The organism is Helicobacter heilmannii (genome assembly GCF_001283065.1).
GTDB classification, from domain to species: domain Bacteria; phylum Campylobacterota; class Campylobacteria; order Campylobacterales; family Helicobacteraceae; genus Helicobacter; species Helicobacter heilmannii.
The window spans coordinates 483,689-500,272 of the sequence record NZ_CDMK01000001.1; the positions used below are offsets into that span (position 1 = coordinate 483,689).

At 48.4% G+C, this 16,584-nt stretch carries 18 protein-coding genes and 1 pseudogene; 4 read left to right on the forward strand and 15 right to left on the reverse strand.

Going from position 1 to position 16,584, the window contains the following annotated elements:
- Positions 1-1,435: AIR synthase-related protein (locus tag AOG36_RS02395; protein ID WP_238374874.1), on the reverse strand; the 1,435-nt coding region annotated here is incomplete at its 3' end.
- A gap of 75 nt (positions 1,436-1,510) precedes the next feature.
- On the opposite strand from AOG36_RS02395, the gene AOG36_RS02400 reads away from it, so the two are divergent.
- The gene (locus AOG36_RS02400; RefSeq protein WP_053825430.1) at positions 1,511-2,809 is read left to right on the forward strand and encodes an anaerobic C4-dicarboxylate transporter; all 1,299 of its coding nucleotides are present in this window, start codon (positions 1,511-1,513) and stop codon (positions 2,807-2,809) included.
- Positions 2,810-2,821: 12 nt separating this feature from the next.
- On the opposite strand, the gene nusA is transcribed toward AOG36_RS02400, so the two are convergent.
- A complete protein-coding gene (nusA, locus tag AOG36_RS02405) occupies positions 2,822-3,961 on the reverse strand; it encodes a transcription termination factor NusA (RefSeq protein WP_015106230.1) in 1,140 nt (379 codons plus the stop codon).
- A 57-nt stretch (positions 3,962-4,018) separates the two neighbouring features.
- On the reverse strand, positions 4,019-4,519 hold the full coding sequence (locus tag AOG36_RS02410) for a hypothetical protein (protein ID WP_053825431.1): 501 nt from the start codon (positions 4,517-4,519) through the stop codon (positions 4,019-4,021).
- Between the two features lie 56 nt (positions 4,520-4,575).
- On the opposite strand from AOG36_RS02410, the gene trpA reads away from it, so the two are divergent.
- Positions 4,576-5,358, forward strand: a complete 783-nt coding sequence (gene trpA / locus AOG36_RS02415) for a tryptophan synthase subunit alpha (protein ID WP_015106232.1) — start codon at positions 4,576-4,578, stop codon at positions 5,356-5,358.
- Here the strand turns inward: trpA and AOG36_RS02420 are convergent.
- Genes AOG36_RS02420 through AOG36_RS02430 form a run of 3 tightly spaced genes read right to left on the reverse strand, consistent with a single transcriptional unit; the run spans position 5,342 to position 7,491 of the window.
- A complete protein-coding gene (locus AOG36_RS02420; protein WP_015106233.1) occupies positions 5,342-6,409 on the reverse strand; it encodes an LptF/LptG family permease in 1,068 nt (355 codons plus the stop codon). The two genes, trpA and AOG36_RS02420, sit on opposite strands and share 17 nt — an antisense overlap.
- 3 nt (positions 6,410-6,412) lie before the next feature.
- A complete protein-coding gene (gene pth / locus AOG36_RS02425; protein ID WP_015106234.1) occupies positions 6,413-6,955 on the reverse strand; it encodes an aminoacyl-tRNA hydrolase in 543 nt (180 codons plus the stop codon).
- Entirely contained in the window at positions 6,955-7,491 is a 537-nt protein-coding gene (locus AOG36_RS02430) for a 50S ribosomal protein L25/general stress protein Ctc (RefSeq protein ID WP_015106235.1), read from the reverse strand. The genes pth and AOG36_RS02430 overlap by 1 nt, the downstream gene beginning before the upstream one ends.
- Positions 7,492-7,694: 203 nt before the next feature.
- On the opposite strand from AOG36_RS02430, the gene AOG36_RS02435 reads away from it, so the two are divergent.
- A complete protein-coding gene (locus AOG36_RS02435) occupies positions 7,695-8,261 on the forward strand; it encodes an outer membrane protein (protein ID WP_053825556.1) in 567 nt (188 codons plus the stop codon).
- 649 nt (positions 8,262-8,910) lie between these two features.
- Here AOG36_RS02435 and AOG36_RS02440 read toward each other — a convergent pair.
- The 6 genes and pseudogenes from AOG36_RS02440 to AOG36_RS02460 form a co-directional block, all read right to left on the reverse strand.
- Positions 8,911-9,756, reverse strand: coding sequence for an energy transducer TonB (locus AOG36_RS02440; protein ID WP_173380395.1), 846 nt, complete (start codon positions 9,754-9,756; stop codon positions 8,911-8,913).
- On the reverse strand, positions 9,722-10,111 hold the full coding sequence (gene exbD / locus AOG36_RS02445; RefSeq protein WP_015106240.1) for a TonB system transport protein ExbD: 390 nt from the start codon (positions 10,109-10,111) through the stop codon (positions 9,722-9,724). The genes AOG36_RS02440 and exbD overlap by 35 nt, the downstream gene beginning before the upstream one ends.
- Positions 10,111-10,563 (reverse strand): TonB-system energizer ExbB, encoded by a 453-nt coding sequence (gene exbB, locus AOG36_RS02450; protein ID WP_015106241.1) that lies wholly within the window; start codon positions 10,561-10,563, stop codon positions 10,111-10,113. The genes exbD and exbB overlap by 1 nt, the downstream gene beginning before the upstream one ends.
- A 182-nt stretch (positions 10,564-10,745) precedes the next feature.
- On the reverse strand, positions 10,746-10,946 hold the full coding sequence (locus tag AOG36_RS08945; RefSeq protein WP_053825432.1) for a hypothetical protein: 201 nt from the start codon (positions 10,944-10,946) through the stop codon (positions 10,746-10,748).
- A gap of 130 nt (positions 10,947-11,076) precedes the next feature.
- A pseudogene (locus AOG36_RS08950) lies at positions 11,077-11,448 on the reverse strand (thiamine-phosphate pyrophosphorylase); the annotation flags it as partial.
- Between the two features lie 4 nt (positions 11,449-11,452).
- Positions 11,453-12,148, reverse strand: coding sequence for a Bax inhibitor-1/YccA family protein (locus AOG36_RS02460; RefSeq protein ID WP_015106242.1), 696 nt, complete (start codon positions 12,146-12,148; stop codon positions 11,453-11,455).
- A gap of 223 nt (positions 12,149-12,371) precedes the next feature.
- Between AOG36_RS02460 and AOG36_RS02465 the strand changes: the two genes are divergently transcribed.
- Entirely contained in the window at positions 12,372-13,376 is a 1,005-nt protein-coding gene (locus AOG36_RS02465; RefSeq protein WP_015106243.1) for a type I glyceraldehyde-3-phosphate dehydrogenase, read from the forward strand.
- A 7-nt stretch (positions 13,377-13,383) separates the two neighbouring features.
- Here the strand turns inward: AOG36_RS02465 and AOG36_RS02470 are convergent, their stop codons facing one another.
- The 3 genes from AOG36_RS02470 to AOG36_RS02480 all read right to left on the reverse strand — a co-directional run bounded on the left by AOG36_RS02470 (position 13,384) and on the right by AOG36_RS02480 (position 16,515).
- On the reverse strand, positions 13,384-14,721 hold the full coding sequence (locus tag AOG36_RS02470; protein WP_015106244.1) for an FAD-dependent oxidoreductase: 1,338 nt from the start codon (positions 14,719-14,721) through the stop codon (positions 13,384-13,386).
- Positions 14,722-14,807: 86 nt separating this feature from the next.
- On the reverse strand, positions 14,808-15,209 hold the full coding sequence (locus AOG36_RS02475) for a hypothetical protein (protein ID WP_015106245.1): 402 nt from the start codon (positions 15,207-15,209) through the stop codon (positions 14,808-14,810).
- A 64-nt stretch (positions 15,210-15,273) separates the two neighbouring features.
- Positions 15,274-16,515, reverse strand: coding sequence for a hypothetical protein (locus tag AOG36_RS02480; RefSeq protein WP_015106246.1), 1,242 nt, complete (start codon positions 16,513-16,515; stop codon positions 15,274-15,276).
- Positions 16,516-16,584 lie beyond the last annotated feature (69 nt).

Below are 16,584 nucleotides of genomic sequence, written 5' to 3' on the forward strand. Positions count from 1 at the left end.
CCACGGCTACAATAGCTAGGGTGGGGGGGATGGGGGGGGTGTTGGCGGTGGCGTTGTTGAGCGACACATTGCCACTTACAAAGGGTACACCAAGCACATGGCGTGCTTCTTTGAGTCCCAAACACATTTGTTGCAACACCCACGCCCCATGCCCATCCATCGCCCCCAAGTTGATCGAATCGCTAAAGCCAAGCACCTTTGCGCCCAACCCTTGTAGCTCTTTAGCGGCTTGCAAACATAGATTTTTGCTGTCCTCTTTGGGCTCTTGCAGGGCGGCAGGCGTGGAGCTAGCCAAAGCAAGGCATAAATGTTTGTTGATTTGGGGCAGCCAAATTTTAAAAGGGGGCAGGGAGGATAGCTCTACCTCGTGGGGGCTTAGGCGGGGCTCTTGTTTAGTGCTTAGTAGGGTGGTGGGGGGCTTTAAGGGCAGGGGCAAAGTTGCAAGCTCTTGGTTTTGATACAAGGCTTTAAGCACACGCTCTTTAGTCGCCACGCCCACCACCTGCGCCTCTAAGCCGTGCCTTTGTGCCACCTGCAGGGCTTGCTCTAGCTTGGCAGGCTCTAGGCATAAAAGCATGCGCTCTTGGGTTTCGTTGAGTAAAATTTCTAGGGGATCTAAATCCTGCACGCTTGGGGCATTCTCCAGCTCTAAAATCGCCCCAACTCCCCCACGCGTTGCCATTTCCACACACGCCACACCAAGCCCCCCCGCCCCCAAATCCTGCGCCCCGAGCACGCCTATATCGGTATAAATTTCTAAGCATGTGTCTATGAGCTTAGCTTGCAGGTGCGGATTGCCTGTGGGCACGCTCGATCTTTGCTCTTTTTGAAGTTCTTTGCTGCTCATGCACGCCCCATCCACGCCCACGCCCCAAGCCACGCGCCCAAGCAGCACAAACACCCCACCAGCGCGCGCGCTTGACCCCACTTGTTGCGCTAAAGGCACGAGCCCTAGACAAAAGGCGTTTACCAAAACATTGTGCGTAAAGCCCTCACTAAAGCCGCCCTCACAGCCTAAGTTTTGCGTGTGGGTGTGCTTGGCGTAGTCATTAAAGCCCGCTAGGGCTTCTTGGTGGTGGGGGGTGGTCTTAGCAGAACGCAGCAGGGCAAAGCAGGCTAGGGGTCTTGCGCCCATGCTCAAAAGGTCGCGCTGCACGCCGCCTAGCCCTGTAGCTGCGCCCTCATAGGGGTTTAAAAAGCTCGGGTGGTTATGCGATTCGATTTTAAACGCCGCGCCTAGCCCCCCGCCTAAATCCACCACCCCCCCGCTGTTATCTAAATCCACTCCAAAATCTTTTAAATGGGCTTTACTAGAGCGGTAGCTGCAATGCTCGCTCCAAAGAGCCGCCACTAGGGCGCGTTCGAGTGCGCTAGGCGGACGGTTTAGATGGGTGCTTAGGGCTTGTAAATCCTCTAGGCTTAGGGTGTTTGGCATATGCGTCCTTAAAGGTTTTGACCCACTTTAGCAAAGCCTAGCTAAGAAACGCTAGAATTACATTAAGGAGTTTGTATGGGTCTTTTTGTTTTGCAGTTTTTGGTCTTGTTGGTGGCTCTGTTCCTTGGCGTGCGGCTAGGGGGGATGGGGATTGGCTTTGCGGGGGGGCTTGGCGTGGTGGTGCTCACTTTGGGACTTGGTATGGACGCGGGGGCGATCCCATGGGATGTGATTTTGATCATCATGTCCGTGATTGGGGCGATTTCGTGCATGCAATTGGCGGGGGGTTTGGATTACTTGGTCTTGGTAGCAGAGAAGATTTTACGGGCAAACCCTAAATACATCAACTACCTAGCTCCCTTTGTCACCTACGCCCTCACGCTTCTAGCGGGCACGGGGCACACCTCGTTTTCGGTGCTGCCTGTGATTGTGGAGGTGGCAAAGGGACAGAAAATCCGCCCCTGCCGTCCCTTATCTTTGGCGGTGGTGGCTAGTCAAGTGGCGATCACGGCTAGCCCCGTGTCCGCAGCGGTGATCACCATGAGTGCCTTTGTAGAGCCCCTGGGCGTGTCTTACCCGCTTCTACTTGGCCTTATCATCCCCTCAACTTTTCTAGGTTGTGCACTCACGGCATTCCTTGTGAGCGCGTTTTTTCCCAGCCACTTAGAGGGAGCAGTAGCGGTGCGCTCTACAGAAAATAAAGAGCTACCAAGGGGCGCGCGTTTGTCGGTGTGGATTTTTGTGACGGGGATTGTGGCGGTGGTGCTTTATGCCACGGCGATTTCTAAAAATGTGGGCTGGATCACGCCTGTGCATTTGCCCCGCAATGGCGCGATCATGGCGCTTATGCTCACCATCGCCGCGTTTATTGTCTTTTTTTGTAAGCTTAAATGCAATGCGCTCGTGCAGACAAGCACCTTCAAAGCGGGGCTTAGCGCGTGTGTGTGCGTGCTGGGTGTGGCGTGGCTGGGCGACACCTTTGTAAAAGCCTACATTGAGCCGATCAAAACCCACGCCGCTGCTTGGATCACGCATTACCCCTTTTTGCTGGCAGTAGGGCTGTTTTTTACAAGTATGCTTTTATACTCACAGGCGGCAACCACAAAAGCACTCATTCCCAGCGTAATTTTAGCCATGGGACTCACCCCAGAACACCCGCACGGCGTGGCAACCATCATCGCCTCCTTTGCCGCCACCTCAGCCCTCTTCGTGCTGCCCACCTACCCGACTTTACTAGGGGCGGTGCAAATGGACGACACGGGCAGTACGCAAATTGGCAAGTATGTGTTTAACCACCCCTTTTTAATTCCCGGGACCTTAGCCATCGCCTTTTCTGTGGGCTTTGGGTTTTTATTCACCTCTCTTTGGCTGTAGCTGGTGAAGGGGTTAGCTGTTGGGGGTTTCGGAGGTGGGCTTCTTACTAAAGAGCGATTCAAGCATGCTAAGGCCCACTTTTTCGGGTACTCTAGGCGCGTTCTCTTTGGGCTCAAGCACTTCAAAATCTATATCAAAACCTGTGAGCATGCATGCCAAGCGCACATTCACCCCATTGCGCCCAATCGCCTTGCTCTTTTGATCGCCATAGAGGGTAACTTGAGCGTTTTTCTTGCCCTCTTCGGTTTCACTCAGTTTGATTTTAATGATTTGGGCAGGAGAGAGGGCATTGGCGATGTACATTTCGGGGATTTCATTATAATGCACGCAGTCGATGCTCTCGTTGCAAAGCTCTTTACTAATGGCGTTGATCCTAACCCCCTTCACGCCCACGGTCGCGCCGATCGGGTCGATTTGGTTATTGTGTGAGCGTAGAGCCAACTTAGCGCGATCGCCCGGAATGCGCGCGATCCCCATGATCTCTATCTCTTCATCGGCGATCTCGGGCACTTCTAGGCGCAACAATGCCTCTAAGAATTTGGGCGTGGTGCGCGAAAGCTCTAAGATTAAACCCTGTTTGCTAAAGCGCACATGCTTTAACACCGCCCGCACGCTATCACCCACCTTAAAGCTCTCCCCCTTAATGCGGTTTTTGAGTGCCAAAATCGCCTGCAAGCCATCGATCTCTATGTAGGTGTTTTGCTCGCTATCCACATCCAGCACCACCCCACTCACAATGGTGTTTAACATCGCCTTGTATTTTTGAAAATACTGGTCTTCTAGGCTCTTTTGTATGTTGTATTCAAGGTCTTTAAACAAGGCATTGACCGCCCCCCGTTTCATGTCCTTAAGGCTGATTTCATAGTGCAGCAAATCATCGGGCTTTAAAGTCGGGTCGCTCTTATGCGCTTGGCTAAGGGCGAGCGTGTTTTTAGGGTCGGTCTCTAGCCTCGGGTCGTCATCAGCACATACCTGCACCACATGCAAGAGCGTTAAATCCTTGTTCGAGTCGTCAATGACAAAATGCGCCTGCGCGTCCAAGCACTCCTTGGCAACTTTTAAAATGCTGTTTTTGACGACATCTTTAATTGTGTCTAAGCCCAAGCCCTTTTCATAGGCAATCAGCTCGACTATGTCTAGTATTTTCTCCATTAACATCCTTGGGTGATTTAAATCGGGGGTAAGGTGCCATTATAGCAGAATTTCTTTTTAAAACTTAGGCAAAGGCACTTGGGTGGCAAAATTAAAGTGCATTTCGCCAAGCCCGTCTATCTCCATATCCATTTTTGCGTCCTGCTCGGAGATATAATCCAGCTTTTTGAACGCGAGCAGGTAGCCCCTTGCGTATTTGTTCGTGGTGTAAAGGATTTTGTCGTATTCGTCCTTGTCAATGGGGCGCACCCACATGGGTGTGTATTCTTTGTTGTTCGAGCCATACAGCACATAGCTAATGCCCCCGTTTTTATACACGCTTTTATCTTGGGCAAACAGCTCCACAAAGAAAAACTCCCTTTGGTGGTAGGTGACTGGATCCACATCGTTTAAATGCGTGATAAAGACGCTTGCCACGGGGCGCAGGTTTTTAATGATTTCGCCCTTTCTAGTCGCCTGTGTGCGCTTTTCTTCAATGTAATTGGGCATGTAAGCCGTATCAAAGCGCTCTTCACACCCGCTAAACAACACAAAAAAAACCAAAAACAACCAACGCATGCCCTTATTTTAGCCCAAAATCTTATAAATTTACGCCCTTTGCCGATTTAGCCCCTATGGACTATAAAAGCGTGTTTCAAAAAAACGGAGTCTTTGTCCCTTTTGTGGTGCTGGGCGATCCTTGCTATGAAGAGAGTTTTAGGATTGTTAAAACACTCATAGACGCGGGAGCGGACGCTTTAGAGCTGGGCTTTGCCTTTAGCGACCCTATGGCCGATGGCGTGGCGATACAGGCAAGCCACTTACGCGCCCTAAAGGCGGGCGCAAATATGCAAACAAATTTTGAACTCTTGGCGCAAATCCACAGCTACAGTCCGCAAACGCCCCTCGGACTCTTGCTGTATGCCAACTTGATCCACCGCTATGGCGTGAAGAGTTTTTACGCCAAATGCGCGGATTGCGGGGTGGCAAGCGTCTTGGTTGCCGATTTGCCCCTAGCCGAGAGCGCGCCTTTTATTGCAAGCGCAAAAGCGCACAACATTGCCCCCATTTTCATTGCTGCCCCGCACACAAGCCATAAGGATTTAGAGCAAATCGCCAATCTTACCAATGCCTATGTCTATGTGCTGGCGCGCGCGGGCGTTACGGGAGCGGGCGAGAGTTTAGGCACGGACGCAAAGGGCGTGATCGCTCAGCTTAAGTGCGTTAAAGATGTGCCTTGCTTGCTAGGCTTTGGCATTTCTAAGCCCGCCCACGCCAAAGAGGCTCAAGACATGGGGGCAAATGGAGTCATTTGTGGCTCAGCGGTGGTGCAAATCTTAGAGCAGGATTTAAACAATCCCCCCCAAATGCACGCCAAATTAATGGACTTCGTGCAGGGCTTTAAAGCTTCGTGTTGAGCCGTTTATAGTAGTGCATGGCGATCGCCATTAGGGTTAAAAAAGGTCCTAGTACCCCCGCTTCGGGCAAGAACACCCCTGAGATGCTAAACTTTCCCATGGCAAAGAACAGCCCCCACAGTACCAACGAGAGTAGGATGAATTTTAAACTTAGCAGGGCGAGGTTTTCATAGCGGGCGAGTTTGGGCGTGTGGTAAGCGATGAGAATCGCGGTTAGGGGCACGAAAAAGGGCAGTAGGATCGACACATATAAAAAGCCCCGGATTTTCTTGGTGTCCGCCTTTTGGCGATAAAGCACATGCAAGGAGCGCAGTGCGTCCGTGATGGACACGGCGGGTTTGTTTTGATAAATTGTGTCAAGCACTTTGGGGCGAAAGCCCTTAAGCGTCTTTAGCACGGGCAGTTTTTGTACCTTAAGCCCCTTGGGACCTAGCACAAAGGGGTTAGGCAGGGTTAAAAAGCTCACGCCACGCAAAACCCAAAACTTGCCTTCAAAGTTGGCACTTGGGGCTTGGGCGAAGGTTTTGAGTTGCTTGTTTTGCAGGGTGAAGATTTTAACATTGCTCGCGCTCTGCAACAAAGGGTTGATCTTACCAAAATAGACATAGTCGTTGTTGTATTTCACCAAAAGATTTTGGGAGATGTTGCCCGCATTGTCTTTATAAATGATCGCTTCGGCTTTCTCCTGCATATAGACAAAGGGCGTAGCACTCAGTCCAACGAAAATGATGATGAAAAGGGCGTTGATGGCGAGCATGGGTTTTAGGATTTGCTTGATGGGATAGCCAATGGAGAGCAGAGCGGTGTATTGGTTGGAGTGGATGAAGGCGGTGTAAAAGAGCACAAGGGCTAGAAGCAGGGATAAGGGCAGAGTGTAGTTGAGTGCATATAGCCCGTCATAGACAAAAAAAAGCAAGAGTAAGTTAGCAGCGGTGGGGAATTTTTCGGCGTATTGCAGGCTGTCGATGCCGATGAAAAAGAACTCAAGGGCACATAGAATGATGCCAAAATATTTGAGGTAGTAAGAGCCCACAAACACCCACAAGCGCATGGGCTAGGCTCTGCGGGTGAATTGGTTTTGCATGGCGTAAAAATCGCCCTTTTCTAGGTAAAAGAGCAGGGCTTCTTTGGCGTGTTCTAAAATTTCGTTTAAAAGGGGCCGCTCTTCTAAGCTAAAACGCTCCAAAACATGCGCAATGACTCCGCTCTTGCCCCGGCCGATCCCGATTTTCATTTTATAAAAGGGGTGGGTGCAATGCGCCATGATGGACTTGAGCCCATTATGCCCCCCACTGCTCCCCTTGGCTTTAAAGCGCACCGCCCCCAAAGGCAAGTCCAAGTCGTCATGCACCACTAAAATATTTTTGACCCTGTGTTGAGACAAAAAGGCTTGCACGGCTTGCCCGGAGTTGTTCATGTAGGTGGTGGGCTTTAATAAATAGGCTGTACCTATCTTGGTGTAACTGCCTTGATAAAGTTTGGAGTGTTTAAAGTTTACATGGAAGCTTTGCGCCAGCAAGTCCAAAATATCAAAACCCACATTATGGCGGGTATGGGCATAGGTGGCTGTGGGATTGCCTAGCCCCACCAAGAGCATTACTTCGCCTTAATGACCCCGACAACGGCGTTATTTGGGTTTTCTAGCACCTTCACATGGGCGGGCACTTGTAAATCCCTGATTAAAATCGCATCCCCCACATCCAAAGCGGACACATCCAGCTCAAAATGGGCGGGCAAATTCTCAGGCATGCACTCCACTTGCACACGGGCTTTGGAGAGCATTAAAATGCCCTTGTTTTTTAAACCCACGGGGGTGCCGGTGGTTTTAACGGGGATCAAGAATTTAGACTTCAAGCCCTTTTGGAGCACCAATAAATCCACATGGATCAAGGCGCTAGTAACGGGGTCTTTTTGGTAGGCCTGCACCACGACATTGTAACTGGCTTGCCCGATTTTCACCATAAAGTCTAGATTGGGTTTATGTTTGACAAAGCGGATAAAGTCGTTGATCTTAAAAGTGGCGTGGACATTCTCCATGCCCTTGGCGTATAAATTCGCCATCAAAACACCTTCTCTACGCAACGCTTTTTTGGCGGATTTACTAAGCGCGCCCCTAGCTTCACCTTCTAACATGGCTGTCCTTCTGCATCAAAGATTTAAGCGTGGATTACCCACAAGAACAAGCGAGAATTTTAATCTTAAACAACTTAGACAACGCTTATATGCAACACATATGCCCGTTTTTTGGCTTTAAAATGCTAGTATGTGGCATGCCAAATCGGGTTTTCAAATATTTTAGCATCCACAAAAAGCGTACCCTCGCATGCGCCTTTTTCATGGCAATGACTCCTCTTAAATCTAAGAACTTAAGCTACATGTCTTCGGCTTTTGAAATTGGCATGGTTTATCTCAAACCCTTAAACACCAACAAGCCCATGCAGGGAGCTTCCATCACTTGGGGCTATGAGATCAATCCCAAAAACTCGTGGCTTTATAGCCGTTATTATATTTTCCTAGACTATGGCAATGTCTTGCTTGGGCAGGCTTCCAAACAGGCAAATTTATTCACCTATGGCGTGGGTGGAGAATTGATGGTATCTTATAACAGAAACCCTATCAACTCATGGACCATCTTTTTTGGCTTGCAACTGGGGGCAAATTCGTGGGTGACCAACAACAGGGTTTCGGATTTGATTGAGAACACTTGGAACTCATTTAAGGATTTTTCGTTTAAGCCTGCATATTTTCGGGCAATGGGGACTTTCGGGGTGCAGTTTCGCACCATTGTAACTTGGCACATTGTGGATGTGGAAGTGGGCATGAAGGTGTTTTTAAACCCCGAACCCCAAAGCCCTTTTGAAAGGAATCTTTTGTTCTTCATTTCGCACGCTTGGCACTTTTAGCCTCGCGTGATGCTAGCAACTCAAAAGTGGTTAACCTTAGATTAACCACTTGAGATTAACATCCCGAAGCGTCTCCAAATTTTGAAGGAAGAGCAGAGTAGCAAAACAACAGCAACAGCAAAGGTCGCCTTCTCCAACAGCTAAGAAGACAGCCCGTTTCGTAGTGCTTAGGCCTTCTAGTTTATCGCATGCTAGGTGCTTAAAACACGGGCACGATTCTACAATAAATATATGTTTTTGTCAAGTTTCAAGGGATTTTTTGCCAAATAATACGCTTTTTTGGGTATTTAATACCCAAAAGATAAAAATTAGACAGATTTTAAGCCAAAACCCTAAGCACACCCCCTAAAGCACGATATAAGCCCCCTAGCAATCTTCCTAGCAAGTCCCGCTAAAACCAAACCACGCTTGAAATAGAGCTCTTGTGTAAAGCCCAAAACCCCATAATAAGTTACACAAGCCCCTATAGCCAACCCCTTTAGCAAGCCATGTCAAGTTCTACAACCAAATATTTGACAAGATAGTCCCCGAGAGCCATTAAAACCCCTAGCCCAAAAGTTTTAGGGATGGAAGAAACAAAGTGCTCTACGCCCATACACAGAACAGAAGAGCGCAACAAAAACGCTATGTACTCGGGTAAAACCCCGCTTTATTCATCCTTTAGCGTGTAGGCGATGGGGATTCTTAGGCGCACGCTTTGTTTGGGGATGGGAAAGAGCCTTGAAGCCTCTTTAACAGCTTGCAGAGCAGCGTGGTTTAAGATGTCCGAGCCTGAGCTCTTAGAGATTTTAATGTCCGTGGTGGTGCCATCGGTATTGAGCACAAATTCCACCAGCACCTCGCCCTCAATGCCTCTGATCATCGCCATGCGTGGGTAGCGGTTCTTAGAGGAAATCGCCATTTGGATTTTCATCAAGAAGGCATCGCTCACGCCTTGATTGTATGCCATGGAGCTGGTTTTTGCACCTTGGGAAGTTTGGTTAGACGCTTGGGTCTTTTTAGGCTCTTTCTTGTTTAAATCCTTGTCTTTTGCCTTTGCCTCTTCTTTTTTGGGTTCAGGCTTTGCCTCTTCTTTTTTGGGTTCAGGCTTTGCCTCTTCTTTTTTGGGTTCAGGTTTGGGCTCTTCTTTGGGCTTGGGCTCAGGTTTAGGTTCTGGTTTTGGCTCGGGCCTAGGAGTGGGTTTGGGTTTAGGCTCTGGCTTTGGTTTAGGCTTGGGTCTATGGTGGGGGTGGGGTTTTGGCTTAGGTTCTTGTTTGGGGGTTTGTTTGGGTGGGGTGGGGGCTTGCTGAGTGTGTTCAAGATGGGCGGCGTGCGTGTCGATACTCGCAAGGCTCATTGTGATGCTTCTATTGCCCGATTGAGCTAAGTTTTCAATATGGTCCGGGAAACCCACAAGGAAAATCCCAAAGCCCAGCGCGTAGACCACGCTTGTGATGACAAAGCTTACACGGGTGGAAGACCTACTTTTTTTCTGTAGAGATGGAGAAATTTTCATGGTTTAGGTCTTTGAGAATGTCGATGATTTCGATAAAGGTGCCAAACTTCGAGTCTTTATCGCTGCGCAAATCCACCAAAGTTTTGGAATCCAGTGATTTGATGAGTGCGCGCAGCTCCTCCACGCTTTTGGGCTTATCGTCCACAAAAATCCCATCGTTTTTATCCACCACAATCGTAACTTTCTTCTCTTGGGGAGGAGCTTTTTGCGCGCTGCTCGCACTGGGTAAATTAACCTTAATTTTGCCCTCGGCAATGAAGGTAGACACGCTCAACACCAACGCCAACAACACCAACATCACATCGATGAAAGGCACGATGTTGAGCCCATCGCCCCTCCTTAGTTTAGAACGCATTAGGCACTCTTTTTAAGGCTTAAGCGGAATTTTTCGGACAGCACATCGCTTTTGCGTAACATGGCGTTGTAAACCACAAGCGTGGGGATCGCCACAACGAGCCCAAAAGCGGTCGCCTTCAGAGCTAAGGATAAGCCTAGGGTGATGGCTTTAGCATCTAGTCCCGTGGAGCTGGTGCTCATATCATAAAATGTAACCATCACGCCCAGCACTGTACCCAAAAGCCCGACATAGGGGGCGTTGGAGTAGACAATATAAAGGGTCGTTAAATTCTTGCTCAAGTCCAAATCAAGCTTGTCTGGGTCGTCATATAGGCTAAAATCCAACTTGCTATAAAAAATGATCCGCTCAATGGTAAACCACATCGCCACAAAACTCATCACTCCAAGTGCCATAAAAATGCCAATATCCACATATTCGCCAATCAATTTAACAGATAAACCTGAGATCATGTAATCCCCTATTTACGGAAGTTTTAAAAATGTGGATTATATTCACTTAGTAATAAAATGTCAATAAAAATATTTTCCAAATAACAACAATAATAAGTATGATTTTGGATTTTGTTTCGTAAAAAACGCAACAAATCATAGAAGCAAAACCCACATTCTGAATCGCCTCTAAAATTGTGGGCTCATGGATGTTGCCCCGGTGTTTGCCGGGGGTGGGGGTTAGCCTTGGTGCTCGTCCCCGTGGTGGTGATGGTGGTGGTGATCACCGCCGTGATGGTGGTGATGGTGGTGGTGATGCCCACCATAGTAGTGATGATGGTGATGGTGGTGGTGATCACCATGCCCTTCGTGATCGTGGCAACATCCACCTTCATTGTGATCATGACAGCATTCGTCGGCCATAAAATCCTCCAAAAATAAAATTACTCTAGATCTCTCTAGGTGGCTCCATTTTACATTAGAAAAGCCACTTTTTGGTAAATCGCGCAAAAACACCATGCACTCTTTTTCAAGAGTGTAAAGGGAATAACGTAGGGTTTTAAAGCTTGGAGTTTGGGGGTTTGGGGGCATTAAGTATTTAAAGCATTCTTCAAGTACCCGTGCGCTCTCTTGCGCCCTCTTGAAGTTGGCTTGTAGCATGCTTAGGCTTGAGGGGTCCTTGGGGGGGGTATCGTGGGCTTTTAAGACATCGCTTTGGCTATCTCTCTCAGCACAAAGCCATGAGAAATTAATGTTGTGTTGGGTGAAAACCTCGGTAGCTTGGTGGCGGATTTGTTTTAAACGGAGGGCTAAATCTCGATGGTTGTATAGATAGCGTAAGATGTCTTCAACCACCCGCACCCCCTCCTTAAAGCGGTTTAAATTCGCGTCTAAAAGACGGCCGATTGGCTCAGTCGTTGCGCCCCCCCATAATGCCTAGGATTTGCAAGAGAGACACAAAAATGTTTAAGAAATCCACATACAACGCCACCGCCGCTTCTACAGGACTTTCATAAAGCCCGCGGATAATGTTTTGGGTGTCGTAAGCCACAAAGAGGCTAAAGAGCACCACGCATACACCCGCAATCGCTACTTGCATCATGGGTGAACCCAAAAAGAGGTTGATGAGGGAGGCCACCATCACCACAATCACGGCAATGAAAAGCATTTTGCCCATGTTGGCAAGGTCGTTCTTAGTTTTGATGGCATAAATGCTCATTACACCAAAAACAATGGTGGTCATGCCAAGGGCTTGCCAAATGGCTGCTGCGCCTGATTTGGCGATCACAAAGCCCAGCAAGGGCACTAAGGTGATGCCTGATAAAAAGGCAAAAGCAAAGAGCATGAGCAAATTCACCGTGGGCATGGTACGGGTGAACATCAAGCCAAAGAAGGCAGCGATTTCGCCGATGAAAAACGCCCACTTATATTGTACAACCACCTGAAAATGCATCATACCAATGAGCGCACCGATGGTGGCTAGAAGTAGACTAGCTGCAAAGAATTTATAGGTGGTTTTGACAAAATTGACCAGAGCGGTGTCGCTTTGCTGGGCGTAAGAGGGCGCACTTTCATGCGCTTGCGACCTATCGTACAGAGAAGCCATATAAATCTCCTTTTATAAAAAGTGGCAAGATTCTAGCCAAATCCCCTTAATACCTTGCTTAAAATGTCACTTGTGGGCTGTGTCAAATAAGGGGTTTAGCAAACTTAAAGACAGCTTGGTGGGGCAGTGTTCTTAAAATGTACTAAAAATTGCTAAAATAGGGGCTGTTTTGCTTAAGTCCTAGCAAAAAACAGGGCTTTAACTTACGAAAAGGGGCGTTGCTTTGGTGGTTGCGATCAATGGGTTTGGGCGGATTGGGCGTTGTGTGGCGCGCATTTTATGCGACAAGCATCCCGGGGCGTTAGTGCTGATCAACGACCCTGCAAATTTAGACATCTTATCCTATCTTTTCAAATACGACAGCGTACATGGGATTTACCCTAAAGAGGTGCAAAACCAGGAGGGACGGCTCTTGGTGGGCGCGCAGAAAATCGCCTTTAAGGCATGCAAAGACCCCAAAGATTTAGACTTGTCTGGGGTGGATGTGCTTTTAGAAACTTCGGGGTATTTTTGCGCTCCAAAGGCTTTAGAGGTGTTTTGCCAGCAGGGGGCAAAAAAAGTTCTTTTGGGTGCACCCTTTGAGCCACACACCGCCTTTCTTGCTAGAGAGGCAACTTTTGTTTTAGGAGTGAATCACAAGAACTACCAAAACCAGTCCATCATTTCTAACGCTTCTTGTACTACGAATGCCCTAGCCCCCATTTGTATGCTCTTAGATAGGCATTTTGGTATTGAAAGCGCGCTTCTCACCACCATACACAGTTACACCAAGGGGCAGGCCTTGGTAGATGGCGCACTAAGCAACGACAAACGCCGCAGCCGTGCCGCGCACAATATTGTCCCTACCACCACGAGGGCGGCCAAAGCCTTGTACCTTGTGTTGCCGAATTTGGAGGGTAAGATGCATGGGCGCAGTGTGCGCGTGCCAACCATGGATGTGTCCATGGTGGATTTGAGTGTACAATTAAACGAGGAGGCGAGCACGGAGGCACTCATAACCCTGTTTAAGAAGGCGAGTCAACAGGAATTAAAGGGCATTTTAGAAGTGGATAGCCACTATCAAGTGAGTGGCGACATTATCGGCAATGCAGCAAGCTGCGTGGTGGTGGAGGACATGCTTTTTAGCTTAGGCAAGCATGCTAAAATCATGGCGTGGTACGACAATGAGTGGGCATATGCCAAACGCCTCGTGGATATGGCATTTTATATCCACGGCGTAAATCTTTAGCCCCAAACTAGAGGGTGTTGAGGCTCTCCATGATGGAGGGGTGGGTATAGATCATGTCTTTGAGGATGAAAAAGGGCAGGTTTTGGTTGATGGCAAGGCTAAAGAGGTTGATGTATTCGTAAGATAAAGGGCAGTGTAAACTCGCGCCCAAAATGCGCTCTGTGTGTTCTTCTACGAGGACTTGCAAGAGCCCCGTAGTGTCTTCTAGCACCCTTGCTCCCGGGATGGCCGCCGTTTTGAGGCTGTGAGTAGAAAACACCTTGTCTTTCACTTCGTACGCCCTTAAGCCTACATGGCTGTAGGGGGTTTCAATGTAAAGCACTTCGGGCAGGACATGGCGGTTTTGGGTGGAGCGTCTTTTTGCACCATAGAGGTGGTCATAAACGATACGGAAATCATCGAGGCTCACATAAGTGAACATAGGTCCACCCTTGACATCGCCGATAGCGTAGATATTGCCTTCACCTTGAGGGTTTGCCACCAAAAACTCATTGGTTAAAATCTCTTGTTTATCGCCTAGAACAACGTCCGCGCGCTCAAGCTGCAAAGTGGCGGTGTTGGGTACGCGCCCCGTGGCCAACAAGATCGCATCGGCTTTAAGGGTCTTTGCCTGCTTGTCTTGGGTGTAATGCACGCAATTGTCTTCAATGGCGTTTAAAGTGGTATTTGTGATGATTTGCACCCCCTTTTGGCTTAGGGATTGGTGGATGCTTTGGCTAAAAATAGGGTCTTCCTTGGGGAGAAATTCCGAGCCACGCACCAGCACGCTCACCTTGGTGGTGTGTTTGCTAGAGGTGCGCCCAAATAAGTTAAACATGCTCGCAAACTCCAAGCCAATATAACCCCCGCCCACCACGACTAAATGCGCGGGTAAGTTTGCCAGCTGCATTAAAGAGGTGCTGTCATAGACTTTATCAGAGTGGATGGGCACTCTAGGGATGGTTGAGATTGAGCCCGTGTTGATGACAATGTACTGTGCGCTGATTTCTTGACAACTGTCGTTATGATAAAGCATTAAGGTGTGGCTGTCTTTGAAGCTTGCCATGCCGTCAATGACTTGCACCTTCGCATCCAGCAGGGCTTCATAGTTCTTTTGGCGCAAAAGGGCGGTCAATTTGTTCTTGGCTTCTATGGCTTCTTTGTAGCCTGCTTGCCCCTTTTTGTGGGTGGCTAAATGCAAGAGGGTTTTAGAGGGGATACACCCGACATTGATGCAAGTCCCGCCGTACATGTCCTTATTGGCTTCCACGAGGGCGACTTTTTTGCCTAGCTTGGCGGCAGCGACGGCTAGAGTCTTGCCCCCTTTGCCAAACCCGATCACCACTAAATCATATGCAAATTGCATCGAAGCTCCTTTGTTTTTACAATGCTAGCATGCTTATTACAATAGCCAGGCTTTTGTCCACCCCCTTTCTATATTGTTAAAAACCCTTAAATTGTAATATCTAGCACATGGGGATCGACAAGTTGCTCGAGTTCTTCGGTGTTCTCTACCGCTCTTTCTAGCTCGCTGTCGCTGTAATAATGCCCGTGGTAGCAATGTTTCTTGTCCTTGCCTTGTTGGCAACGGTCATCGGCGTTCTCTTGGGGGGAGCCTTGCTCTTGCGATTCTTGTTGCCCTTGATTGGTGGGATGGTGGGGGGGCTCTTCCTTATCTGGGCTCACGGCCTTGTTTTCTTCCAAAGCGCGGGTGGCTTCGACTTTTTGTAGCCGTTCCAAAAAGACTTGTTGGTCAATCTGCGAGATTTTAGGTAGGGCGTTTTGATTGACAATGGAGCTGTAGGGGGCGTTTTGGTTGATGTAGGTGAGGTTACCCGGGATGGATACAGGCATGCAAACTCCTTTAACTAGGCCACACCTAGTTGGCTAAAGCCTAGCCTTATATCGGCAGTTTGCTCTAGCGGTGGACTTTGCGTAGGATGAAGTTGAGTAAATCGTAGCTGTCTAAAGATACGGTGAAATACACTTGGTAGGAGGATTGCGTGGTGTGGTAGTTGCTCATGGTGTTGTAGACAAATTGGGTTTTAATGCTCGCAAAAGAGCTCCTAAATTCATAGTAGATGTCAAAGCGGTTATACAAGGGGGCTTGGAAAAAGGCGACTCCGCGGTAAATTGGCGTGGGGCAGTAGTTTTTAGAGACCATGCAAATGTTGTCTATGTAGGTGCTGTTGTAGATATGTTCGTAGGCGTTCTGCCCGTATTTACTCGCAAAGAATAAATCAGTGATTCCAAAGCCCTTAAATTGCATGTTGGCTTGGGTGAAAAAGCCATTGCTTATCCTAAAATCGCTGTTCATCTCCATTTTACGTAAACGCTCTAAACTCGCAAGCACCCCTATAGAAAAATCCAATTTATCCATGAAGGGGGCGGCGTATAAAAGGTCGCTCTTGGCGTAGAATTGGTAGTAGAGGCGATCAAGCAGGTAATGCCCGCCACGGGGGATATTGCCCGAAGTGTTGGGCCAATTTAACAAGAATTGGTCTTCCACATGGAAGTACTCGGCATTGCCCCCTAAGATCAAAAACCCCTTTAAGGTCTTTAACTCGCTATAGCCCATAAAACTAAAGCGGTCCATGCCATTGCCTAGGGCGTTGTGCCCGAATTTACAGGTGTAGCAGTTGCCCCCAAACCAATCGAGCATGAACTCGGCTTCTAGGTGGGTGGATTTGAAGGGGTTTTTGGGCGGACGGTATTGCAGCAAAAAGCCCCGTGCATTCGGGTCTATGAACCAATAATAGGGCGCAAAGACATTTAAGGGATAGTGTCCATTGAGGTATTTTCTAGGGAAAATCCCCCCATAGAAGTTAAAAGAATGCCCTCTTGCTTGGTAGTAGAGTGTGGGGCCCCATTTAGAGGGGAAATTCATTTGGTAGGTGTGGATGTTTTGAAAAAAGAACGCCCCCACCATGAGCTTTTGCTCCACACCCCTGGTGTTGAAGGCGAAACCAAATTCAGGGGTCAAACGGGTGTTGAGCGTGGTGTTGGTGTTTGGCCAATAGGTCGTGTAACCCTCGTGGTCCATGATGAAGAGATTAAAGCCCAAATTGTAACGCAAATGCTCAGCGATGCCAGAGGCATGCAGACTAAAGCACAGGAAAGTGTAAAACAACCAAAAAATGCGGGATTTTAGGGAGAACATGGCAATCCTTTAAGCCGATAAAAGGCGCATTATACTATAATGATTAACTTTATTAGAAAGGAGAAACGG